This is a genomic window from Micrococcus sp. H39-S4, assembly GCF_027158145.1.
GTDB classification, from domain to species: Bacteria; Actinomycetota; Actinomycetes; order Actinomycetales; family Micrococcaceae; genus Micrococcus; species Micrococcus luteus.
Genome location: NZ_JAPVLT010000004.1, coordinates 71,955 through 95,122, shown reverse-complemented (window position 1 = coordinate 95,122; position 23,168 = coordinate 71,955). Strand labels below are relative to the sequence as shown.

Annotated in this window: 17 protein-coding genes; 6 read left to right on the top strand and 11 right to left on the bottom strand. The window is 73.3% G+C overall.

Going from position 1 to position 23,168, the window contains the following annotated elements; genetic code table 11:
• Nucleotides 1-45 precede the first annotated feature (45 nt).
• Complete coding sequence (locus tag O3T09_RS05500; protein WP_063718690.1) at nucleotides 46-1,548, top strand: MFS transporter; 1,503 nt, start codon at nucleotides 46-48, stop codon at nucleotides 1,546-1,548.
• Between the two features lie 16 nt (nucleotides 1,549-1,564).
• Here O3T09_RS05500 and O3T09_RS11840 read toward each other — a convergent pair whose 3' ends face one another.
• The 4 genes from O3T09_RS11840 to glyA form a co-directional block, all read right to left on the bottom strand.
• Nucleotides 1,565-3,433 (bottom strand): ABC transporter permease, encoded by a 1,869-nt coding sequence (locus O3T09_RS11840; protein ID WP_036314576.1) that lies wholly within the window; start codon nucleotides 3,431-3,433, stop codon nucleotides 1,565-1,567.
• 3 nt (nucleotides 3,434-3,436) lie between these two features.
• A complete protein-coding gene (locus O3T09_RS05485) occupies nucleotides 3,437-4,417 on the bottom strand; it encodes an ABC transporter ATP-binding protein (RefSeq protein ID WP_070709516.1) in 981 nt (326 codons plus the stop codon).
• Nucleotides 4,418-4,514: 97 nt separating this feature from the next.
• A complete protein-coding gene (locus O3T09_RS05480; protein ID WP_020624736.1) occupies nucleotides 4,515-5,426 on the bottom strand; it encodes a bifunctional methylenetetrahydrofolate dehydrogenase/methenyltetrahydrofolate cyclohydrolase in 912 nt (303 codons plus the stop codon).
• Between the two features lie 7 nt (nucleotides 5,427-5,433).
• On the bottom strand, nucleotides 5,434-6,714 hold the full coding sequence (glyA, locus tag O3T09_RS05475; protein ID WP_010079361.1) for a serine hydroxymethyltransferase: 1,281 nt from the start codon (nucleotides 6,712-6,714) through the stop codon (nucleotides 5,434-5,436).
• 227 nt (nucleotides 6,715-6,941) lie between these two features.
• On the opposite strand from glyA, the gene O3T09_RS05470 reads away from it, so the two are divergent.
• Nucleotides 6,942-8,456: a catalase gene (locus O3T09_RS05470; protein ID WP_036314582.1), complete on the top strand. Its 1,515-nt coding sequence runs from the start codon at nucleotides 6,942-6,944 to the stop codon at nucleotides 8,454-8,456.
• 105 nt (nucleotides 8,457-8,561) lie between these two features.
• On the opposite strand, the gene O3T09_RS05465 is transcribed toward O3T09_RS05470, so the two are convergent.
• Nucleotides 8,562-10,100 (bottom strand): hypothetical protein, encoded by a 1,539-nt coding sequence (locus O3T09_RS05465; protein ID WP_101965723.1) that lies wholly within the window; start codon nucleotides 10,098-10,100, stop codon nucleotides 8,562-8,564.
• A gap of 179 nt (nucleotides 10,101-10,279) precedes the next feature.
• Here O3T09_RS05465 and purU point away from each other — a divergent pair, with 179 nt between their 5' ends.
• Nucleotides 10,280-11,185: a formyltetrahydrofolate deformylase gene (gene purU / locus O3T09_RS05460; protein ID WP_036314586.1), complete on the top strand. Its 906-nt coding sequence runs from the start codon at nucleotides 10,280-10,282 to the stop codon at nucleotides 11,183-11,185.
• A 42-nt stretch (nucleotides 11,186-11,227) separates the two neighbouring features.
• Here purU and O3T09_RS05455 read toward each other — a convergent pair whose 3' ends face one another.
• Complete coding sequence (locus tag O3T09_RS05455; RefSeq protein ID WP_036314588.1) at nucleotides 11,228-12,235, bottom strand: IS481 family transposase; 1,008 nt, start codon at nucleotides 12,233-12,235, stop codon at nucleotides 11,228-11,230.
• Nucleotides 12,236-12,361: 126 nt separating this feature from the next.
• Here O3T09_RS05455 and O3T09_RS05450 point away from each other — a divergent pair, with 126 nt between their 5' ends.
• A complete protein-coding gene (locus O3T09_RS05450; protein WP_036314590.1) occupies nucleotides 12,362-12,883 on the top strand; it encodes a gamma carbonic anhydrase family protein in 522 nt (173 codons plus the stop codon).
• 33 nt (nucleotides 12,884-12,916) lie between these two features.
• Nucleotides 12,917-13,912: a D-isomer specific 2-hydroxyacid dehydrogenase family protein gene (locus O3T09_RS05445; protein WP_241251982.1), complete on the top strand. Its 996-nt coding sequence runs from the start codon at nucleotides 12,917-12,919 to the stop codon at nucleotides 13,910-13,912.
• A 27-nt stretch (nucleotides 13,913-13,939) separates the two neighbouring features.
• On the opposite strand, the gene O3T09_RS05440 is transcribed toward O3T09_RS05445, so the two are convergent.
• The 5 genes from O3T09_RS05440 to O3T09_RS05420 all read right to left on the bottom strand — a co-directional run bounded on the left by O3T09_RS05440 (nucleotide 13,940) and on the right by O3T09_RS05420 (nucleotide 21,216).
• Nucleotides 13,940-15,232 carry an ABC transporter ATP-binding protein gene (locus O3T09_RS05440; protein ID WP_144826111.1) on the bottom strand — a complete coding sequence of 431 codons (1,293 nt, stop codon included), beginning with the start codon at nucleotides 15,230-15,232 and terminating at the stop codon, nucleotides 13,940-13,942.
• 35 nt (nucleotides 15,233-15,267) lie between these two features.
• Nucleotides 15,268-16,170, bottom strand: coding sequence for a carbohydrate ABC transporter permease (locus tag O3T09_RS05435; protein ID WP_080695955.1), 903 nt, complete (start codon nucleotides 16,168-16,170; stop codon nucleotides 15,268-15,270).
• Nucleotides 16,167-17,138 (bottom strand): carbohydrate ABC transporter permease, encoded by a 972-nt coding sequence (locus O3T09_RS05430; protein ID WP_070708749.1) that lies wholly within the window; start codon nucleotides 17,136-17,138, stop codon nucleotides 16,167-16,169. The genes O3T09_RS05435 and O3T09_RS05430 overlap by 4 nt, the downstream gene beginning before the upstream one ends.
• Nucleotides 17,135-18,436 carry an extracellular solute-binding protein gene (locus O3T09_RS05425; RefSeq protein ID WP_070708748.1) on the bottom strand — a complete coding sequence of 434 codons (1,302 nt, stop codon included), beginning with the start codon at nucleotides 18,434-18,436 and terminating at the stop codon, nucleotides 17,135-17,137. The genes O3T09_RS05430 and O3T09_RS05425 overlap by 4 nt, the downstream gene beginning before the upstream one ends.
• Nucleotides 18,437-18,522: 86 nt before the next feature.
• Nucleotides 18,523-21,216: an ATP-dependent helicase C-terminal domain-containing protein gene (locus tag O3T09_RS05420; protein ID WP_206450415.1), complete on the bottom strand. Its 2,694-nt coding sequence runs from the start codon at nucleotides 21,214-21,216 to the stop codon at nucleotides 18,523-18,525.
• A gap of 66 nt (nucleotides 21,217-21,282) precedes the next feature.
• Here O3T09_RS05420 and O3T09_RS05415 point away from each other — a divergent pair, with 66 nt between their 5' ends.
• A complete protein-coding gene (locus O3T09_RS05415) occupies nucleotides 21,283-23,130 on the top strand; it encodes a glutaminase (RefSeq protein WP_060974374.1) in 1,848 nt (615 codons plus the stop codon).
• The last annotated feature ends 38 nt before the right edge of the window (nucleotides 23,131-23,168 follow it).

Genomic DNA, 23,168 nt, shown 5'->3' with positions numbered 1-23,168 from the left:
TGCGCTCCGAATCGGGCGGCCCGCATCGGCGCCTATCCTGAGGCGATGACCCCCCGGCCCCCACACCCCGCCGACCCCGTGTCCGGGGCCTTCACCCCTGACCAGCACCGCATCCTCATCGCACTGCTCATGCCGCTCTTCCTCGCGCTGATGAGCGTGTCCGTGGTGAACGTGGCGCTGCCGGCCATCGAGTCGGGCCTGGACGCCACGAGCGCGGATCTGCAGTGGGTGCTGGCGGGGTACACGCTGACGTTCGGCACCGTGCTCGTGGCCGCGGGCCGCGCCGGCGACCTGTGGGGGCGCAAGAACCTGTTCCTGGCGGGCATCACGCTGTACATGCTCGGCTCCCTGCTCTCCGGCTTGGCCGGGGACACCCTGCTGCTCAACGCGGGGCGCCTGCTCACGGGCCTGGGCGCGGGCGTGTTCAACCCCCAGGTCATCGGGTTCATCCAGTCGAACTTCCACGGCCGCGCCCGCGGGCGGGCCTACGGGCTCTTCGGCACCGTGGTGGGCCTCGGCGTGGCCGTGGGGCCCCTGCTCGGCGGGCTGTTCCTCGGCGCGTTCGGCCCCGAGTGGGGCTGGCGCTCCACGTTCCTCATGAACGTGCCCGTGGGCCTGGCCGCCGTCGCGATGGGCGCCCTCTGGCTGCCGCCGCCCACCCGCGTGCACGGCCTGCCCCCCGCCCCCGGACCACGCGGGATCGCCGCGCTCGACCCGGTGGGCGCCCTGCTGCTCGGCGCCGGCGGGGTGAGCCTCATGGTGCCGTTCATCGTCCCGGGCACCGCCTGGCTGCTGGTGCTCGCCGCCGCGCTCGTGACGGCGTGGTGGCTGTGGGAGAAGCGCGTGAAGGCCCGGGCGTCGGCCACCGGCGTGCAGCCCATGGTGGACCCGGCCCTGTTCCGGCGGCCGTCCTTCACGATCGGCGCGCTCGAGTCCACGATCTACCTGGCCACCATGCCGGCGGTGTTCGCGATCGTGGCGATCTTCCTGCAGCGCGGCATGGGGTTCACGCCGCTCGAGGCCGGCCTCGTGGGTCTGCCCGGCGCCGTCGTCGTGGCCTCTCTGTCCCCGTGGGTGGGCTCGATGGTGCAGCGGCGCGGGCCCGTGCTCGTGCTGCTCGGCGCTCTGGTGGGCCTCGTGTCGCTGGGGGTGCTCGCGCTCGCGTTCGAGCGCAGCGCAGCCGGCGCGTGGTCGCCGTGGATCGTGGGGGTGGGGCTGATCGTGCAGTCGGCCTCGCAGGCCCTGCTGCTCACCAGCACGCAGGTGCTGATGATGGACGACGTCGCCGGCCACGAGGCGGGGGCGGCCGGCGGCGTCGCCCAGACGGCGCAGCGCCTCGGCACCGCCCTGGGCCTGTCCGTGGTGACGGGCGCGTTCTTCGCGGCCCTGGCCGGCGCCGCAGCCGAGAGCGCCGGGCCACCGTCGGCCGCGGCGTACGCGCACGCGGCCTCGACCGCCATGGGCATGGTGGCCGTGTGCTGGGCGCTCACCGCCGTGGTCGCGGCCCTGGACGTGGTCCGGCGGCGCCGCGCGGTGCGCGCGGCCTGACCGGCCCGCGGGGGCCTCAGCGCAGGAACAGCGCGCCGAGCCGGCGGGCGGCGAGCCACACCCCGATGCCGGCCATCACCACGAAGTAGAGGACGTGGCCGGCGGTCGCCCAGCTCAGCACGCCCACCGCGAGCGCGCGCATCATCTCCACCGCGTGCCACAGCGGGAACACGCGGATCACCCACTGGATCGGCTCCGGGTAGACCGCGAGCGGGAAGAACGTGGCCGAGAACAGGAACATGGGCATCAGCACGATCTGGACCCAGTCCATGTGCTGGAACGTCTTCATCCAGCTCGTCACCGCCATGCCGAGGGAGGCGAAGCCCAGCGCCACGAGCAGGGCGCCGGGGATCATGAGCAGCGCCGTCCAGGAGGTGACGAGCCCGGCCACGGTCATGACGATCAGGAAGCCGACCGCGTAGATCAGCCCGCGCAGCAGCGCCATCGCGATCTCCCCGAGCGCCACGTCCAGCGGGCCCAGCCGTGTGGAGAGCATGGTCTGGTACGTCTTCGCGTAGCGCAGCTTGAAGAACACGTTCCACGTGGAGTCGTAGATGGCGCCGTTCATCGCCGAGACCGCCAGCAGTGCGGGGGCGAGGTACATGCCGTACGGGACGGGGGTGCCATCCGGGCCGGCCACGTCGCCGACCAGCGCACCGAGCCCCAGCCCCAAGGAGGCCAGGTAGAGCACGGGCTCGAAGAACCCGGAGAAGAACACCACCCAGTTGTTGGACTTCAGGGAGAGGAACGCCCGCTCCATCACCGCGCGCACGTTGCCCGAGTACGCGCCGGCCAGCGGGCCGCGGCGCACGGGGATCTCGGGCAGGGGCGGCACGGCGACGGCGTGTTCCCGCACCACCGACGACGACGGCGCGGCCGGGTCCGCCTGCGCGGCGGCGGGTGCGACGTCGGCGCGGGCGGCCCCGGTGCGCGCGGCACGGCAGCCCAGGCGCGGGGCACGGTCCCGACGGGCGACCGTGACGGCGTCGCGGTCCGGGGTGCCGCGGACCCAGCCGAGGCGGCGCGTGTAGATCCGCACCGCGAGCCAGGCCCCGCCGAGCGCGAGGGCCAGCAGGAACGCCACGTGCACCACGGTGAGCCAGACCGGCTCGGCCATCCCGTAGGAGAGCACGCGGCCGAGCTGGGCGGCATGCCACTGCGGGGAGAGCCAGCCGATCCAGCGCAGCCACACCGGCAGCGCCTCGAGCGGGTAGAAGGTGGCGGAGAACAGGAACAGGGGCATGACCACGAGCCGCTGCAGGGTGGCGAACTGGCCCTTGTCCTCCCTCAGGGAGGCCGCGAACGCCATGATCGGCGCGCCGACGGCGAGCCCGCCGAGCGTGGCGGTGAGGACCTGCACCCACGCCCACGGGCTCGAGACCACGCCGAACGCCAGCATCACCAGCAGGAACACGGCAGCCTGGAACACGAACCGCAGGCTCACCGCCACGAGGTGGCCCAGGGCGATCTGCGCCGGAGACAGCGGAGTGACCTGCGCCGCGTAGTACGTGCGCTGCCACTGGAACCCGCCCATCACCGGGTAGGAGAACTCGACGGACGCGGTCATCAGCGCGCCCGAGGCCAGCAGCGCCGGGGCGATGAACGCGACGTAGGAGACCCCGCCCAGGGCGTCCTGCGGCATCCCGCCGCCCATGAGCTGGGCCAGGCCCAGACCCATGGCCAGCAGGTAGAGCACGGGCTCGCCGAGCGCCCCGACGAGCAGCACCGCGCCGTAGCGACGCATGGACCGCAGCTGGTGCTCGGCGTAGAGCAGGACGCCGCGGCGCTTCACGCGCTCCGCGGACGCCGCCGCGGTGACCGGCGGGCGAAGCGGCTCGGCGGGCGAGGCGGGGCCGGGGGTCGTCGTCGTGGTGGGGGACGGCACGGGTCAGTCCACCAGGGTGCGGCCGGTGAGGATGAGGAACACGTCCTCGAGGCTCGCGCGGCGGGTCAGCGTGGTGGCGGGGGCGGGCAGGGCGCCCTCGTCGACGAGGCGCTGCACGACGTCGTGCAGGTCGTCCGCGCGTCGGGCGTAGACGAGGACGCGGTCCGGGAGGACCTCGACGCGGTGCACGACGCCGTCACCTGCGTGGGCCTGGACGGTGCGGGCCGCGGCCTCGTTGCGGTCCGCGCCGAAGCGCGCCTCGAGGACCTCGCGGGAGGCGTGCTCGCGGATGAGCTCGGCGGGGGTGCCGGCGGCCATGATCTCGCCGCCGTCGACCACGACGAGCCGGTCGCACAGCTGCTCCGCCTCGTCCATGTGGTGCGTGGTCAGCAGCAGCGTGGTGCCGCGTTCCTTGAGCCGGTAGAGGCGGTCCCACAGGATGTGGCGGGCCTGCGGGTCCAGGCCCGTGGTGGGCTCGTCGAGGAGGAAGAGGGCCGGCTCGTTGACCAGGGCGCGGGCGATCACGAGCCGGCGCTTCATGCCGCCGGAGAGGTCGGTGACCTTGGCGTCCGCCTTCTCGGTGAGCTGGGCGAAGGCCAGCAGCTCCTCGGCCTTGGGCCGCAGGTACGAGTAGGGCAGGCCGAAGTAGCGGCCGTAGATCAGGATGTTCTCCCGGGCGGTGAGCTCCTCGTCCAGGTTGTCCTGCTGCGGCACCACGCCCAGGCGCGCACGGACGGCCGGCCCGTCCTCCTCCGGGTCGATGCCCAGGATGGTCAGCTCGCCCGCGGTGCGCTGCGAGGTGCCCGCGAGCATGCGCATGGTGGTGGACTTGCCCGCGCCGTTGGGGCCGAGCAGGCCGAAGCACTCCCCGGGGCGCACGTCCAGGTCGATGCCCTTCACAGCGTGGAACTCGCCGTACTGCTTGCGCAGCCCACGGGCACGGATGACGGAGGCGGGGGCCGCGTGCAGAGTGGTGTGACTCACAAGGCGACAGCATAGGCGCACCACCCGCCCGGACGCGCGCCGCCCCCTCGGCGACGAACCCTGCGATTCGCAGGGTTCGTCGCGGGGCGGGGAGAGGTCAGGCTCCGGCCCGCTCCCCCGCCCAGTCCTCGCCGTCGGCGGCGCGCTCGGCGGCCTCGACGACGTTCGCCAGCAGCATGACGCGGGTCATCGGCCCGACGCCGCCCGGGTTCGGCGCCATCCAGGCCGCCTTCTCCTTCACGGCCGGGTCCACGTCGCCCAGGACGCGCGACGTCCCGTCCTCCCCGGTCACGCGGGAGACGCCCACGTCCAGGACGATCACGCCCTCCTTGACCTGCTCCGGCTTCACCATGTGGGCGGAGCCGGCGGCGGCGATCACGACGTCGGCGCTCGCCAGCAGCTCGTCGAGGTTCGTGGTGCCGGTGTGGGCCAGGGTCACGGTGGCGTTGACCTCGCGGCGGGTGAGCACGAGGCCGGCGGGCCGGCCGATGGTCACGCCGCGGCCGATCACGAGCACGTGCTTGCCGGCCAGCTCCACACCGTGGTGGCGCAACAGCTCGACGCAGCCGGCCGGGGTGCACGGCAGCGGCGAGTCCAGCTCGCCGCCGACCGAGGCCACGAGCCGCCCCAGGTTCATGGGGTGCAGGCCGTCCGCGTCCTTGTCCGGGTCGATGGCCTCGAGCACCTTCTGGGTGTCCACGTGCTTCGGCAGCGGCAGCTGGACGATGTAGCCCGTGCAGGCCGGGTCCTCGTTCAGCTCGCGCACGACGTCGAGGATCTGCTCCTCCGTCGCGTCCGCGGGCAGCTCACGCTGGATGGACTCGATGCCCACCTCGGCGCAGTCGCGGTGCTTGCCCGCCACGTACTTCTGCGAGCCGGCGTCCTCACCGACGAGCAGGGTGCCGAGGCCGGGGGTGTGCCCGCGCTCGGCGAGGGCGGCCACGCGGCCGCGCAGCTCCTCCTTGATCGCGGCGGCGGTGGCCTTGCCGTCCAGGACCTTCGCGGTCATCGGCGGCTCACCAGCCCTCGAGGCCGTCGTACAGCGGGAAGTCCTCGGTGAGCTTCACGACGCGGGCGCGCAGCGCCTCCACGTCCGGGCTCGGCTTCAGCGCCTCGGCGATGACGTCGGACACCTCGCGGAACTCGGCCTCGCCGAAGCCGCGGGAGGCCAGCGCGGGGGTGCCGATGCGCAGGCCGGAGGTGGTCATCGGCGGACGCGGGTCCCACGGCACCGAGTTGCGGTTCACGGTGATGCCGACCTCGTGCAGGATGTCCTCGCCCTGCCTGCCGTCCAGCTGGGACTCGCGCAGGTCCACCAGGACCAGGTGCACGTCCGTGCCGCCGGTGAGCACCGAGATGCCGTGCTCGGCCATGTCCGGGGCGGTCAGGCGCTCGGCCAGGATCTGCGCGCCGGCCAGGGTCCGCTCCTGCTTCTCCTTGAAGTCCGCGGAGCCGGCGATCTTGAAGGCCACGGCCTTGCCCGCGATCGCGTGCATCAGCGGGCCGCCCTGCTGGCCCGGGAACACGGCGGAGTCGATCTTCTTCTTCAGCTCCTCGGTGGAGAGGATGAAGCCCGAACGGGGGCCGGCGAGGGTCTTGTGCACGGTGGAGGAGACGACGTCGGCGTGCGGCACCGGGTTCGGGTGCAGGCCGGCGGCCACGAGGCCGGCGAAGTGGGCCATGTCCACCCAGAGCCGGGCGCCGACCTCGTCCGCGATCGAGCGGAAGGCGGCGAAGTCGAGCTGACGGGGATAGGCGGACCAGCCGGCCACGATCACCTTCGGCCGGGCCTCGAGGGCCTTCTCGCGCACCTTGTCCATGTCGATGCGGTGGGTGTCCGGCTCCACCTCGTACGCGGCGATGCTGTAGTTCTTGCCGGAGAAGTTCAGCTTCATGCCGTGCGTCAGGTGGCCGCCGTGCGCCAGGGACAGGCCCATCATCGTGTCCCCGTGGTCCAGCAGCGAGGTCATCACGGCCACGTTGGCCTGAGCGCCGGCGTGCGGCTGGACGTTGGCGTGCTCGGCGCCGAACAGGTCCTTGGCGCGCTGGATGGCCAGGTTCTCGGCCACGTCCACGAACTCGCAGCCGCCGTAGTAGCGGCGGCCCGGGTAGCCCTCCGCGTACTTGTTGGTCAGCACCGAGCCCTGCGTCTCGAGGATGGCGCGCGGCACGAAGTTCTCCGAGGCGATCATCTCGAGCGTGCCCCGCTGGCGGCCGAGCTCGTCCGCGAGCGCCGCGGCGATCTCCGGGTCCACCTCGGCGAGGGGCTGGGTGTTGATGTCGGGCGTCTGCGTCACGGGGGTTCCCTTCGAACGGGGGTCTGTGCGGCCGGAAGGCTCCGGTGCCCTCCATCCTAGTGACCAGGCGCCGTCGTCGGGCCTGCGCGACGGCGGCCCGCGGCCCCGGCGACCGACCCCGGCACCCGGTTCTTTTGACTGATTCAGAAATATGCCAAGATCGGGGATGACGCCGCCCACCGCGCCGATCGGTGCGCGGCCGACGTCGATCGACGAAGGAGAGTTCCATGACGGAGTACCAGAAGAAGACCCCGCACGCGACCGGTTCCACCCGCCAGAACGGCGCCCCGGCCATCAGCGACCGCCAGTCCCTGACCGTGGGCAGCGAGGGGCCCATCGTCCTGCACGACACCCACCTGCTGGAGACCCACCAGCACTTCAACCGCATGAACATCCCGGAGCGCCGCCCGCACGCCAAGGGCTCCGGCGCCTTCGGCGAGTTCGAGGTGACCGAGGACGTGTCGAAGTACACCAAGGCCCTCGTGTTCCAGCCGGGCACGAAGACCGAGACCCTCCTGCGCTTCTCCACCGTGGCCGGCGAGCTCGGCTCCCCGGACACCTGGCGCGACGTGCGCGGCTTCGCACTGCGCTTCTACACCGAGGAGGGCAACTACGACATCGTCGGCAACAACACCCCGATCTTCTTCCTGCGCGACCCGATGAAGTTCACCCACTTCATCCGCTCGCAGAAGCGCCTGCCGGACTCCGGCCTGCGCGATGCCACCATGCAGTGGGACTTCTGGACCAACAACCCCGAGTCGGCGCACCAGGTGACCTACCTGATGGGCCCGCGCGGCCTGCCCCGCACCTGGCGTGAGATGAACGGCTACGGCTCCCACACCTACCTGTGGGTCAACGCCCAGGGCGAGAAGCACTGGGTGAAGTACCACTTCATCTCCCAGCAGGGCGTGCACAACCTCTCGAACGACGAGGCCACCAAGATCGCCGGCGAGAACGCCGACTTCCACCGCCAGGACCTGTTCGAGTCCATCGCCAAGGGCGACCACCCCAAGTGGGACCTCTACATCCAGGCGATCCCCTACGAGGAGGGCAAGACCTACCGGTTCAACCCCTTCGACCTGACGAAGACGATCTCCAAGAAGGACTACCCGCGCATCAAGGTCGGCACGCTGACCCTGAACCGCAACCCGGAGAACCACTTCGCGCAGATCGAGTCCGCCGCGTTCAGCCCGAGCAACACCGTGCCGGGCATCGGCCTCTCCCCGGACCGCATGCTCCTGGGCCGCGCCTTCGCGTACCACGACGCGCAGCTGTACCGCGTGGGCGCCCACGTGAACCAGCTGCCGGTGAACCGTCCCAAGAACGCGGTGCACAACTACGCCTTCGAGGGCCAGATGTGGTACGACCACACCGGCGACCGCTCCACCTACGTGCCGAACTCCAACGGCGACTCCTGGTCGGACGAGACCGGCCCGGTGGACGACGGCTGGGAGGCCGACGGCACCCTGACCCGTGAGGCCCAGGCGCTGCGCGCGGACGACGACGACTTCGGCCAGGCCGGCACCCTCGTCCGCGAGGTCTTCTCGGACCAGGAGCGTGACGACTTCGTGGAGACCGTGTCCGGCGCGCTGAAGGGTGTCCGCCAGGACGTCCAGGCCCGCGCCTTCGAGTACTGGAAGAACGTGGACGCCACGATCGGCCAGCGCATCGAGGACGAGGTCAAGCGCCACGAGGGCGACGGCATCCCCGGCGTCGAGGCCGGCGGCGAGGCCCGCATCTGACGGCCCCCTCCCCCGGCGGGCGCCCGCGCGCCCTCCGCTGAACGCACGGCGGCCGCTCCCTCACACGAGGGGGCGGCCGCCGTCGTCGTGGGGCGAATGCCTTGGTCAGCGCTTGCCCCAGCGGCGCTCCTGCGCCTGGGACAGCTTGTCCTTGACCACCTTCACGACCTTGTCCTTGGCGGGCACGGCCACGTTGTCCCGCAGCGGGACGGCGACCTTGTCACGCACGGTCTCGAACGCGGAGGCCGCCACGGCGCCGGCCTGGGCCAGCTTCGACTCACCCTCGGCGTCCGAGGCTCGGGTCTCGTCGCGGTCCGCCCGCAGGTCCGGGAGGGCGGCGCCCTCGGTGTCGTCCTCGGCGGGCTCCTCATCCGTGGGGGCGGAGGAGGTGGAGGTGTCTGGGGCCACGGTCGTGGGCGTCGACGACGTCGGCGCGGCGGTCCCGGCAGTCCCGGCGGCTGCCGCCGACTGGGCGGCGCGGGCCTCGCGGCGGGTCGCCGGAGTGGCGTCCTCCGCACGGCCGGACGAGGCCGCGGTCGGATCCAGCTCCGGGGCGCCGCCCAGGGGCGTGGCCGGCGTGGTGCCGGCGTGGGTCTCCGGGGCCTCGGCCCGGCGGGTGGCCGGGGCGGCCTCGAGCGGCGGGCGCTCAGCCGCGGGCTCGACCGCCGCCGGCTGCGCGACGTCCGCGCCGTGGTCATCGGTGCGCGCCGGCTCGCGGTCCGCCTCCGCCACGCGACCGGGCACCCCGGGCGTGCCGTCGATGCGCAGGGACCCGGCGGCCGAGCGCTCCGTCCCGTCGACGCCGGTCTGCTGGGCCTGGTCCGACTCGGTGGCCACGACGGTGACCGAGCCGTGCGCGGTGGTGGCGACCGTGTGCGTCTCGAGGTGCTCGCCCTGCGGGACGGGGATCCCGTCCGTGGCGAACTCCTTGGTGGGGGTGTGCTCGGCGGCGACCTCGTCGGCGGGGACGGTCCCGTGCACGTGCTCGGGGGCCGGGGTGAGGTGGCTCCTCTGCTGCGGAGCCTCGGCCACCGGTGCCGCCGGGGCGGGGGTCTCGGTCACCGGGGACGGGGAGGCCGGGGTCGCCGGGACGTCCGCCGCGGGCGTCTGCTCGTCCAGGGTGACGCCGGAGCCGCCGGCCACACCGGCCGCGCCCAGGCCCACGGTGTCCGCCTCGCGCACCGTGCTCGGCACCGCCGGAGCGGGGCGCAGAGTGCCCCGGGTGGCCGGAGCCGCGGCGTCGCGGCGGTGGGTCTGAGCGGTGGCCTCGGTGCTCGGGGCGTCCTGCTGGTCCACGGTCACCCCGGCACCGCCGGCCACGCCGGCGCCGGACTCGTCGGTCTCGCGGTCCGCCGCGGCGGTGTCGAACGCAGCCAGACCCCCGGCGGGCCTCACGGCCGGCGCCGGGCGCGCGTCCTTCTCGGCCGCCACCTCGTCCAGGCGGGAGAGGCGGGTCGGGGCCGCGGGGGCGGCCGCCTGCTCACCCGCGGTGTCCGCGCTGACGCCCCGGCGCTCGAGCCGGGTCTCGGCGGCCTCGGCCTCGGCCTCACGACGACGGCGGGAGGCGATCACCGAGACGATGATCAGGATCAGCAGCACGACGATGATCGCCGCGATGATCCAGTAGAGGGTGGACTGTGGCATGGGGGTGCTCCTCGGTCGTCTGGGGCGACCGGCCGGGCCGGGCGCCGCGTCGTGCCTCCCCCGCCGCCGCGCGGCGGGGAACCTGGTCTTGAGGATGACACGGGGCCCGGCTCCCCGACCAGGGATCAGCCCCGTCATCCCGCGGTTCCGCGCGGCCGGCACCGCCTACCATCGACGCCATGGACACGGCAGCCCTCTCCCCCAGCCCCTCCCCCGCCTCCGGCGCGGAGCACGCCCGCGTGCTCACGCTGGCCTGCACGAACCGCAAGGGCATCGTGCACGCCGTGACGGGCGCCCTGCTGGGCGTGGAGGCGGACATCACCGAGTCGCAGCAGTACGACTCCCCGGACACCGGCGACTTCTTCATGCGCGTGGAGTTCGTGACCCCGGCCACGCGGGAGGACATCGAGCAGGCGCTCGCGCCGGTGCGCGAGGAGTTCGGCATGCGCATGGGCCTGTGGGACGCGGCGCAGCGCATGCGCACCCTCGTGATGTGCTCCAAGGACGGGCACACCCTCAACGACCTGCTCTTCCAGCAGCGCGCCGGCACCCTGCCCATCGAGATCCCCGTGGTGGTCTCGAACCACCTGGACCTGCAGCCGCTCGCCTCCTTCTACGGCGTGCCCTTCATCCACGTGCCCGTCTCGAAGGACCCCTCGAGCCGGGACTCCAAGGAGGCCGCGGAGGACCGGCTGCGCGACCTGATCGCCCAGTTCGACATCGAGCTGGTGGTCCTGGCCCGCTACATGCAGATCCTCTCGGACGAGCTGTGCCGGGACCTGGCCGGGATGGCCATCAACATCCACCACTCGTTCCTGCCCTCCTTCAAGGGCGCCCGCCCCTACCACCAGGCGCACGAACGCGGCGTGAAGCTCATCGGCGCCACCGCCCACTACGTGACCGCCGACCTGGACGAGGGCCCGATCATCGCGCAGTCCGTGCAGCCGGTGACCCACGCCCAGACCGCCGCCGACTTCGTGGCCCGCGGCCGCGACGTCGAGGGCTCCACGCTCGCGCAGGCCGTGCGCTGGCACGCCCAGCACCGCGTCCTCGCGGACGGCCGGCGGACCGTCGTCTTCAGCTGAGCCCGGGACGACGGCGCCACGCGGCGCCGTCGTCCTGCCCGCCTAGGTGTAGGAGGGCATGACGTTGTTGACTCGGGCCGGTGCCAACGAGGCCGGAGGGGCGTCCCCGCAGGAGGTATGAGGCCGATGGTAGTTGTAGTGGTTCACCCACACGGCCAGCGCCTCACGCCGAGCTTGCTCTGAGGTATACGGGCGGGCGTAGAGGACCTCATCGACCATCAGCCGGTTGTACCGCTCGACCTTCCCGTTATGGCGCGGGGTGTAGGGTCGGATCCGGTGATGCCGGCCCCCGAGCGAGACCACCTTGGCGGTGAAGTCCACGGCCCGGTAGTTGTTCCCGTTGTCCGTGACCACCCGGTCCACGGTGATGCCGTGGGCGGCGAAGAACGCGCGGGCCCGGCAGAAGAACCCGATCGTGGTCACCGCCTTCTCATCCTCCAACGCCTCGGTGTACGCCAGGCGGGTGTACCCGTCGATCGCCGAGTGCAGGTAGGTGTACCCGACCCGCCGGCCGGCACCACGCTTGGAAGCACGGCCTGCTTCACTTTCACGTCCGTGAGCACGCCAGCCGCCCCCGTCAGGGATCTTCCCGATCTTCTTCACGTCCAGGTGCACCATGTGCCCCGGGCCGCGGGCGGTGATCTTCTGGGGTCGTTGGCGCAGGTCCTCACCCGTGGGCGCGAGGTCTGGCAACCGGGAGATGCCCAGTCGGTGCAGCCACCTGCCCACAGTGCGCAGGCACAGCTGGTGGCCTTCAGAGACGAGGTGGTGATGGATGCGGCGGGCTGACCACTTCTCCCTGCGACGCAGGGTCTGGATCTGGGCCACCACCTCGGGGTCGAGCTGGGCAGGTGAACGGCGCGGACGGCTGGGCCGGTCGAGCAGCCCGGCCTCGCCCTCGGCGCGGTAGCGGGCCACCCAGGTGGCCACCGTGGGCCGGCTCACCCGGAACTCGGCGGCCACGTGTGCCTGCGGGATCCCGTCGTGCAGGTGGCGGTGGACCATCCTGAGACGGCCGGTGGGAGTCAGGGGTGCGTTAGCGTGAGTCATGAGTGGGTCTCTTCTGGCAGGTGGGTTGTTGAGGAACTTCCATCCTGCGGGAGAGGCCCACTCGTCTCATCTCAGCCCGGTACGGATGTCAAGAACCTCATGACCCACAACACCTAGGCTGGTGGCATGGCCCACATCATCACCGTCGCGGGTGCCACCCCGCGCATCCACGAGTCCGTCTTCCTCGCCCCGACCGCCGCGATCACCGGCGACGTCGAGATGGCCGAGCGCTCCTCGGCCTTCTACGGCGTCTCCGCCCGCGGTGACTCCGCCCCCATCCGCGTCGGGGCGGGCACCAACCTGCAGGACAACGTGGTGCTGCACGCGGACGAGGGCTTCCCGTGCACCCTGGGCGCCGGTGTCTCCGTGGGCCACTCCGCCGTGGTGCACGGGGCCACCGTGGAGGACGACTGCCTGATCGGCATGTCCGCCACGGTGATGAACGGCGCGGTGATCGGGGCCGGTTCGCTCGTGGCCGCCGGGGCCCTGGTGCTCGAGGGGACGCAGGTCCCGGCCGGCTCTCTCGTGGCGGGCGTCCCCGCGAAGGTCCGCCGCCCCCTCACGGACGAGGAGCGGGAGGGCCTCAAGAAGAACGCGGCCACCTACCTGCGGCTGTCCGCCGCGCACCGGGACGCCGTCGCCGGCTGAACCGGGCCCGGAGGATGTGGGACGGTGGGCACCATGCCCACCTCTTCCGCTCTCCCCCGCACCCGACCCGACGACGTCCCCGAGCGCCTGCTCGTCCTCCCCGCGGCGCAGGACGTCGCCGGCACCCCCTACGCCCACGCCCGTCGGCTGGCCGAGCAGGCCGTGGCCGACGTCGGCGGCGCCGCCGTGGCCGAGGGCGACACCTCTGCCACGGCCCTGCTGATGGTCCGCCCGATCCCGGTCGATGCGCTCGCCGCGGCCCTGACCGCCCACCCCCACGTGAGCTGGGTGCAGCTCCCGTTCGCCGGGATCGAGCCGTTCGTCCCCCTCGTGCGCAGCCGCCCGGACATCGTGTGGACGTCCGCCAAGGGCACATACGCGCCGCCGGTGGCCGAACACGCGCTGCTGCTCACCCTGGCCCTGCTGCGGGACCTGCCCGCGCGCGTCCGCGCCACCACATGGGGTCCCTCCTCCGGGCGCACCCTGAACGGCCTGAATGCCGTGGTCGTGGGCGGCGGCGGAATCGCACAGGAGTACATCCGCCTGCTCAAGACCTGGGACGTGCACGTCACCGCGGTCCGCCGACGCGCGGGCGACGTGCCCGGCGCGGACCGCACCGTCACGACCGACCGCCTCGACGAGGTCCTGCCCGGCGCGCAGGTCGTGATGATCGCCGCGGCGGCCACCGAGGAGACCCGCGGCATGGTCGACGCCGACCGCCTCGCCCTCCTGGATGAGGACGCCGTGCTCGTGAACGTCGCCCGCGGGGCGCTGGTGGACACGGACGCCGTCGTCCAGGCCCTCGCGGCGGGTCGGCTGCACGGCTACGGCACGGACGTCACCGACCCCGAGCCCCTCCCGGACGGCCACCCGCTCTGGACCGAGGAGCGCGCCCTCATCACGCCGCACACGGCGGACACCCCGGAGATGTGCGTCCCGCTGCTCCACGCGCGGGTCGAGCGGAACCTGCGGGCCCGCGCGGCCGGGACGGAGCTGGAGGGCTTGGTGGACGCCGAGGGCGGGTACTGACCCGCCCCCGGCGTCCCCGGCGCCGGCTCAGCGGCGCGGCGCGTCCGCCTCGTGCTCGGCGGCGTCACGCTCGGCCGCCATCTCGATCTGGCGGCGGCGCTCCTCGGCGGCCCGGCGGGTCAGCTCGGCGCCGACCTCGGGGTCGCGGGTGAGGTTCTCACCGGTGGTCGGGTCGAACAGGTGCACCCGCGTGGTGTCCACCCACAGGCGGGTCGGCGTGCCCGGCCGGGCGCGGGACTCGCCGGAGAGGGTGGCCACGACGACGGGGCGCAGCTCATCCGCATCCAGGTCCTTGGCCAGCGCGGAGAGCATCTCGGCCACGGCCGGGTCCGGATCGAACTCGATGTAGCCGTACTGCTCGTGGCCCAGCCACTCCAGGTGCGTGAGCGTCGCGTCGAAGGTGGAGCCCTGGCCGCGGCGGCTGTCCTCCACCAGCTCGGCGTCCTCGAAGAACTCCGGCCGCAGGCCGAGGAACACGATGTCCCGCCCCTCGGCGGCGCGGGCCTTCTCGGGCGGCACCGGGATGTCACCGATCGGCGAGGACAGCACGTGGCCGCCCTCCTTCTGCTTCAGCGAGGCGGGCAGGAAGTTCATCGACGGCGAGCCGATGAAGCCGGCCACGAACAGGTTGAGCGGCTGCTCGTAGAGCTCGCGCGGGCTGGCCACCTGCTGCAGCTCGCCCTTCTTGAGCACGGCCACCCGGTCGCCCAGGGTCATGGCCTCGGTCTGGTCGTGCGTCACGTAGACGGAGGTGGTGGCCAGGCGGCGCTGCAGCTGCGAGATCTCCGCGCGCATCTGCCCGCGCAGCTTGGCGTCCAGGTTGGACAGCGGCTCGTCGAAGAGGAACGCGTCCGCCTCGCGCACGATCGCCCGGCCCATGGCCACGCGCTGACGCTGGCCGCCGGAGAGGTTGCCGGGCTTGCGCTCGAGGTGGTCCTCGAGCTCGAGCACGCGGGCGGCGTCGCGCACCTTGCGGTCGATCTCCTCATCGGAGGGCTTGTTGTCCTTGATCAGCCGCAGCGGGAAGGCGATGTTCTCGTACACCGTCAGGTGCGGGTACAGCGCGTAGTTCTGGAACACCATCGCGAGGTTGCGGTCCTTGGGGGCCGCCTCGTTCACGCGGCGGCCGTCGATCAGCATCTCGCCGTCGGTGATGTCCTCGAGGCCCACGATCATGCGCAGCAGCGTGGACTTGCCGGAGCCGGAGGGGCCCACGAGGATGACGAACTCGCCGTCCTCGATCTCCAGGTTCACGTCCTTGATGGCGTGGAAGCCGTCGTCGTAGGTCTTGTCGATGTGGTTCAGGGTGATGGAGGCCATCGGGGGGTCCTTTCGGGAGGTCTCGTGTGCGGGCCTCAGCCCTTCACCGCGCCGTTGGTCAGGCCGGCCACGATCTGACGCTGGAACGCCAGCACCAGGATCACGATCGGGATGGTCACGATGATCGCGGCCGCCGAGATGGCCCCGGTCGGCGACTCGAACTGCGAGGCGCCGGTGAAGAAGGCCAGGGCGGCGGGCACGGTGCGCGCGGTCTCGGTGGAGGTCAGGGAGATGCCGAACACGAAGTCGTTCCAGGCGATGAAGAAGGCGATGATCGCCGTCGTGAAGACGCCGGGGGCGGCCAGCGGGACGATCACCTTGCGGAACGCCTCGAGCGGGGTGGCGCCGTCCACCTGCGCGGCCTGGTCGAGCTCCCACGGGATCTGGCGGAAGAACGCGGCCAGGGTCCAGATGGAGATCGGCAGGGTCAGGGACAGGTAGGGGATGATCAGGCCGACCCACGTGTCGTACAGCCCGAGGGTGCGCCACATGTTGAACAGCGGCGTCACCAGGGAGATGACGGGGAACATCGAGACCATCAGGGACACCGTGAGCACGATCCGCTTGCCCGGGAAGTCCAGGCGGGCGATCGCGTAGGCGCACAGCGTGGCCAGGATGACGGCGATGATCGTGGCGATCACGGTGATGCCGATCGAGTTGCGCAGCGCCGTGAGGAACAGCTCGCGCGAGCCGCCCACGAAGATCTCCTCGTAGTTCACCGTGGACCACTGGGTGGGCAGCAGCTTGCCGTTGGCGAGGTCGGCGGGCGTCTTGAAGCTGGTCGCGAAGATCGAGAACAGCGGGAAGAGGCACCACACGCCGATCACGACGGTGAGGATCCACCACAGTGCGGTGGCCTTCCCGGTGCCGCGACGGTGGGGCGCGCGGCCCTCAGGCGCGCGGCCCTCAGGGGCGGGAGCGGATGCGGCGGTGCTCACTTGGAACCTCCTCGGTCGGCCAGGTCCACCTTGAAGCCCTTGACGGCGATGACCGCCATGAGGGCCACGCACAGGAACAGGATCACGGAGACCGCCGAACCCATGCCGATCTCGAGCCGGCCGATGGACGTGCGGTAGGCCAGCAGCGAGAGGACCTCGGTGCCGTAGGCGCCGTTGGTCATGATGTAGATGGAGTCGAAGATGCGGAACGCGTCCATCGCGCGGAACAGGACGGCCACCATGATCGAGGCCTTCATGTTCGGCAGGATGACCAGCTTCATCCGCTGCCACCACGAGGCGCCGTCGACGGCGGCGGCCTCGGTGAGGTCGCCCGGCACCTGGGCCAGGCCGGCCAGCAGGAGCAGGGAGATGAACGGGGTGGTCTTCCAGATCTCGGAGAGCATGATCACGAACAGCGCGGTGCTGCCCTGCGCGAACCAGTTCAGGTCCGCGTCGACGCCCGGCAGCCACTCGAACCAGGCGTTGATGTAGCCCGAGTCGATCGAGAACATGTAGAACCACGCGAACGCGGAGACCACGGTGATGATGCCGTACGGCACCAGGATGATCGTGCGGATCAGGCCGCGGGTCTGCTTGATGGCGTGGTGCATGGCCAGGGCCAGCAGGAAGCCGAGGATGAGCTCGACCACCACGGTCACCACGGTGATCAGCAGGGTCACCCCGAGGTCCTTCCAGAACACGGGGTCCGTGAGGATCACGCCGTAGTTGCCCAGGCCCACGAACTCGCGGTCGCCCGGCGCGGTGAGCCGGTACGTGAACAGCGAGTCGTAGAGGGCCTGCAGGATCGGGTACAGGACCACGAACAGCATCACGAAGAACGCGGGGCCGGCCAGGAGCCAGCCGAGACGCGCCTCGGACTTCGCGCGCTGGGACTTCACCCGGCGGGGGCGGCGACCCTCGGCGGCGCGCGGGGTGGATGCGGCGGGTGCGGTGTCGACGTGGCTCACAGCAGACGCTCCCCTCTCAGGACTTCCTGGATGAAGTCGTCGGTCTCGGCCGGGGTGGACTCGGTGACGCCCGACGGCGGCGCGTAGCGCTGCTGGATCGCGGTGGAGACCTCGTTGTAGTACGGGGTCTGCGGCCGCGGGGCGCCCAGCTCGAGGGACTCCCGGATGGTGTCCGCCATGGGGTACTTCTCGGCGACCTCGGGGGCGTCGTAGGCCGCCGGGTCGGCGGGCGGGTTGCCGTTCTCGACGAAGTACTGGCTCTGGTGCTCGGTGGTGGTGATGCAGGAGATCGCGTCCCAGGCGAGGTCCTGGTGCTCGGACTTCGCGCCCACCCCCAGGTTGATGCCGCCCACGGGCGGCGCGGCGTCCTTGCCCTCGACGGTGCGGGGGTAGACGGCCCAGCCGATGTCCTCGGGCAGGTCCTCCGGCAGCGAGCCCTCCTCCACGGAGCCGAGGGTGGCCGGCCAGACGAACGGCCAGTTGACCATGAACGAGCCGTTCTTGCCCTGGAAGAGCAGCATGGAGGCGTTCTCGTCCTGGGTCGGCAGGCCGGCGCTGCCGAGACCCTCCTTGCCGATGGTGGAGATGATCCGGGCGGCCGTGCGGCCGGCCTCGGAGTCGAGGTTCGTGGTGACCTCGTCCGTGGGCGCCTCGGCGTTGGGGACGATCTGCTCCCCGCCGCCCTCGATGAGCGCGTTGAGCCACACGGTCATGGACTCCGCACGGGCGCCCTGGACGGCCAGGTCCTTGTCCTGGCTGCGGGCGGCCTCCATCAGCTGGTCCCACGTGACGGGCTGGGACATGTCCAGCCCCGCGGCCTCGGCGACCGACTTGCGGTACCAGAGCAGCTGCGTGTTGGCCCAGAACGGGACCGTGACGAGCTCGTCCTTCCAGCTGGCGGCCGCGAGCGCGCCCTCCAGGGCGTTGTCCTTCGCGTACGCCTGCATCTCCTCCGGCACGGGGGCCAGGAACCCGGGCTCGGCGAGCTCGGGGACGAACGGCGGGTCGAGGGACATGATGTCCATCGACGTGTCGCCTGCGGCGAGGCGGCGGGTCAGCTGCTCGCGCTGGGATGCGGCGTCCGTCGGAAGCATGGACGTCTCGACTCTGTACCGGCCGTTCGCGGCGTCGGTGCACTGGGCGGCGATCTTCGCCTGCCCGCCGTCGTCGGGGTTGGTGTACCAGGTCAGGGTGGGCGTCTGCTCGGCCGGAGCACACCCGGCCAGGAGCGCGCCCGCGGCGACGGCGCCGGCCAGCGTGGCCCGGCGCCGTTGACGTGCCCGCGTGTCGTGTCTCACAAGTGGAACCTCAATCGATGCGAGTCGGATGTGACGGCCATCATCACGCATCACAGCGATTCCTGCACGTTTCGCGGACCCCTTTCTCAGCGGGCGCGGCGGTTCGTCCGGGCGGTCGGCTCCGCGGCGGCGGGATCCTCGGGCCAGGGGTGCTTGGGGTACCGCCCGCGGTTCTCGGCGCGGACCTGCGCGTAGGGGCCGGCCCAGAAGGACGGCAGGTCGGCGGTCACGGCGAGCGGGCGACCTGCCGGGGAGAGCAGGTGCAGGACCACCGGCTCACGACCGTCCGCGACAGCGGGGGTGACACGCGCCCCGAAGAACTCCTGCAGCTTGGCGGCGACCACGGGCGGGGTGTCCTCGTGGACGGCCGGATAGTCCACGACGACGGCGCGCCCGCTCGGCACGGGCAGGCGCTCGGGGGCGAGCTCGTCCAGCCGCCCCGCCTCCGGCCACGGCAGGGCACCGCGCAGCAGCGCCTCGGCGTCCAGGCGTGCGAGGGGCCGCCCCGCGGCCAGGTCGGCCGCGAGCCCGTCGACCAGGGCGTCCAGGCCGGGCAGCGCCGCATCCGAGAGGTCCGGCCACGGGGCGCCGAGGACGCGGTGGAGCAGGTGCACCCGGCGACGCAGGCGTTCGGTCCGGCCGCTCGGGTCGAACCGGTCGAGGCCGTCGGCGCTGAGTGCCGCGCGCACGGCCTGCGCGGCGGCGTCGGGGGCGACGGGGGCCGGCGTCTGGGCCAGCACGAGCGCGCCCAGCCGGTCCACGCGGCGGCCGGTGAGCCGGTCCCCGCGCCAGTCGGCGGTGTCCTCGATGCGCCGCAGGCCCGCGCCGGCGAGCTCGGCGAGCGGCCGGTCGATCGGCGCGGCCGCGCGGATCGTGGCACCCGTGCCGGCCGCGTCCCCGGCCACGCGGGCGACCTCGGCCACGGCCAGCCACTCCTGCCCCGCCAGGCCGCCGCCGGCGGCGTCGCGGGGCAGGGCCGCGCGGGTGCCGGAGGCGAGCAGGTACGCGCCCGCCTCCCCCGCGCGTCGGGCGATCCACGCGGGGAAGGCCAGGGCGGCCACGAGGCCGGCGGGGTGCCGCCGCGCGGCCGTCGCCTCGGGCCCGGGTTCGTCCGGCGCCCGCGTCTCCGGGGCGTGGTGCGCGTGCCGACGGGCGAGTCGTTCCAGTCGATCTGCCTCCCGGCGCCAGCGCCCGGCCTCCGGGTGCCGGCCGTCCCGCACGGCCGCGACCAGCGCCTCGAGGTCGGCCCCGGGGGCGCGCAGGTCCAGGACGAGGGCCGCCGTCGCCTCGGCCGCGGGGCGGGGCCCCGTCCACGGTGCCGCGCGCAGGAGGGCGTGGCCGAGCGGCGGGTCCAGGGGCAGCTCGGCCAGGACGGCGCCGTGCGGGGTGATGCGCCCGTCCGCGTCCACCGCGCCCAGGGAGGCGAGCGTGCGCTCGGCGGCGGCCATCGCGTCGGCCGGCGGGTCCTCGGGCAGGGTCAGCCCGCGGCCGCCCGGGGCGCCCCACGCCGCGAACGCCAGGGCCACCGGCGCGAGGTCGACGACGGCGAGGGCCGGCGTCGGGGCTGCGGGCGCGGTGCCCAGGGCCGCGGCGGTGTGACAGCGGACCACGGTGCCGGGGCCGAGGCGGGCGGCGCGGCCCGCCCGCTGGCCGGCGGCCGCGCGCGAGGCCTGGACGGTGACGAGCCCGGCCATGCCGCGCCCCCGGTCCCGGCGCGGCTCGCGGGCCAGGCCCGAGTCGATGACGAGGCGCACCCCCGGCACGGTCAGCGAGGACTCGGCGACCGCCGTCGCGACGACGACGCGCGGCACGGCGGGGTCGGCGCGGCCGGCGAGCGCGGCGTCCTGGTCGGCGGGTTCCTGGCGGCCGTGCAGGACGCGGACCTCGGTGTCCGGGGCGAGCGCGGCGACGCGCCCCGCGACGGCCTCCACCTCGGCCACGCCGGGCAGGAAGACGAGGGCGTCCACGGTCGGGTCGGCATCGAGCGCCTCGGCGTGGGCGCGCGCGGCCGTGGCCGCGACGTGGTCGAGGAAGGCCCGGTCCACGCGGCCCTCGGCGGTGAGGCGGTGGCCGCGGAAGGGGGCGTGCTCCTCGCGCAGCGGGTGCAGCACGGCCGGGGTGAAGACCACGGGCAGGGGCGCGTCCTCCCCCATGCCGCGGGCCCAGCGGGCGGCCAGGGCCGCCGCGTCCACGGTGGCGGACATGGCCACGAGCGCGAGTTCGGGACGCAGCTGCCGCAGGTCGGCGAGGAGGGCGGAGAGCACGTCCGTGTCCAGGTCCCGCTCGTGGACCTCGTCCAGGACCACTGCATCCACGCCGTCGAGCCCGGGGTCGGCCAGGAGGCGGCGCAGCAGCAGGCCCGGGGTCACGAACTCGACGGCCGAGGCCCCGCCGCCGGCCGCATCACCCCGCACGGCGTACCCGACGGCGGCGTCCGCGAGCCGGGCCCGCGCGTCGGGGTCGGCGCCGGGCTGCGCGTCGGCCGCGGCCGTCAGGACCGCCGTGCGCAGCCGCCGCCACGCCGCGCGCACCGCGACCCGCCGCGGCTGCGTGACCAGGACGCGCCCACCGCCGTGGTCCGCGAGCCGGACCGCGAGCGCGGGCGGGACCACGGTGGTCTTGCCCGTGCCCGGGGGCGCCTCGACGACGGCCGCCCCGCGCGCGTCCAGCGCCGATCCGAGGTCGGGCAGGGCGGCGGCGAACGTCAGGCCGGCGCTGAGGCGGCCGAGGGCGGCGGAGAGGGCGGAGGGGACGGTGACGGGATCGACGGGGGTGGGCATCGGGACCCATTGTGCCCGCCTCCGCCACGCTGTCCCGGGGCCGTCCCACTGACTAGGCTGTGACCCATGACCACACCCGTCCAGGAGCACCTCGATCGCCTCACGTCGGCCCACGCGGGCGAGGGGGAGGTCCCGGACGGGCTGGGCGTCGCGATGCTCCTGGTGGACGGGCACCGCTACGTCTCCGGATCCATGACGCCCGTGCCGCTCGCCACGCTCGCCTCTCCCCTGTTCCACGCGCAGGCCCTCGAGGACCTCGGCGCGGTGCGGGTGGGCGAGCGCGTGGGAGCCGCCCCCGTGCGCGACCTGGACCATCGGGTCGAGGTGGACGCCGTCACGGGCCTGCCGCACAACCCGCTGCAGAACGCGGGCGCGGTGGCCACGGCCTCCCTGGTGAAAGGCCGCGGTGGCCGCGACCGCACCGCACGCATGATGCAGCTGCTCTCCGCCCTGTTCGACCGCGAGGTCACCGTCACGGAGTCGGCCGCGCGCGCCGAGAACCGCGCCCAGCACCACACCCGGTCCGCTGCCTGGCTGATGAAGTCCCTCGACACCCTGGACGCCGACCCCGAGACGCTGCTCGAGGACATCGCCACGGTGCGTGCCGCCGCCGTGACCGTGGAGGACCTCGCCCTGCTCGCCGGCACCCTCGCGCACGGCGGTGTCCACCCCGTCACCGGGGACCGTGTGCTGAGCGAGGAGACGGTCCGCGGTGTGCTCTCCGTGATGGACTCCTGCGGCATGGACACCCGGGACTCCCGGTGGGCGTACGACGTCGGCCAGCCCGGCTGGGCGTCCACGCGCGGCGGCACGGTGCTCGTGGTGGTGCCGGGCCACCTCGGTCTGGCGCTGCAGTCGGACACGACAGACGAGAACGGGCTCGGCGCCGCGGCGATGGCCGCCCTGCGGACCATCGTCGAGGACTTCGAGCTGCACCCGTCGGTGGTCACCGGTTCCCCGCGCGCGGCCCTGCGCACCCACTACCGGATCGATCAGGCGCCCTCGGGCACGGTGCGCAGCGCCGTCGTCCTCGAGGCGCTGGGGCGGTTCGCGGACACCGTGCACGTGATGGAGCTGGGCGGTCACCTCGGCTTCAGCCAGGTGGACGCGATCGCCCGCGTCAGCCGCGGTCTGCCGGAGGTCCTCGAGACGCTCGTGGTGGACATGCGCTCGGTCAGCTCCGTCTCCCGTCCGGCCCGGCTGCTGGTGGCCCAGTGGTTCGCCCGCGCGCTGGGCAACGGGCTCGACGTCGTCGTCGTGGACCGGGACGCCGCGGAGATGAAGGAGCTGATGGCGGCCGTCGAGGAGTCCGTGGAGGTGGATCTGCCCGAGCCGCTGCAGGATGAGGCCGAGGGGGTGGACCCCGCCGCCGAGGGCGCGCAGTTCGTGTTCTTCGACTCCCGCTCGCGGGCCGCCCAGTGGGCCGAGCAGCGGCTGCTCTCCCGGCACGCCCCCCACCTGCTGCCGCGGGACGCCCAGGAGGCGGCCGTAGCACCCCTGCTGCAGCACCTCTCCGCGGACGACGCGCGTCTGCTCGAGTCCATGATGGACGAGCGGGTCTACTCGGACGGCCAGATCATCCGCCGCGCCGGCCAGCCGTTCGGCGGCATCTACGTGATCGTCTCCGGCACCGTGGAGCTCTCGGGTCAGGGCACGGGCAGCCGCCGCGTGCGCCGCACCCTGCTCACCCCGGGGATGACGTTCGGCGAGATGGCCCTGGGCCAGCCCGGCCGCCAGCCCTCCACCGTCCGCGCGCGCGGGCCGGTCACGGCGCGAGTCCTCACCGCCCAGGTGATGGTCGCGCTCCAGGAGGGCTTCCCCCAGCTGGCCCTGGCCCTGTGGGAGGCGCTGGCCCGCGACGCGTTCACCGCGCTGGGCCAGCTCATCCGGGAGACCGGCGCGCTGCAGGACTGACGACCCGCGGGGGCAGCGTCCCCGTGGGACGCTGCCCC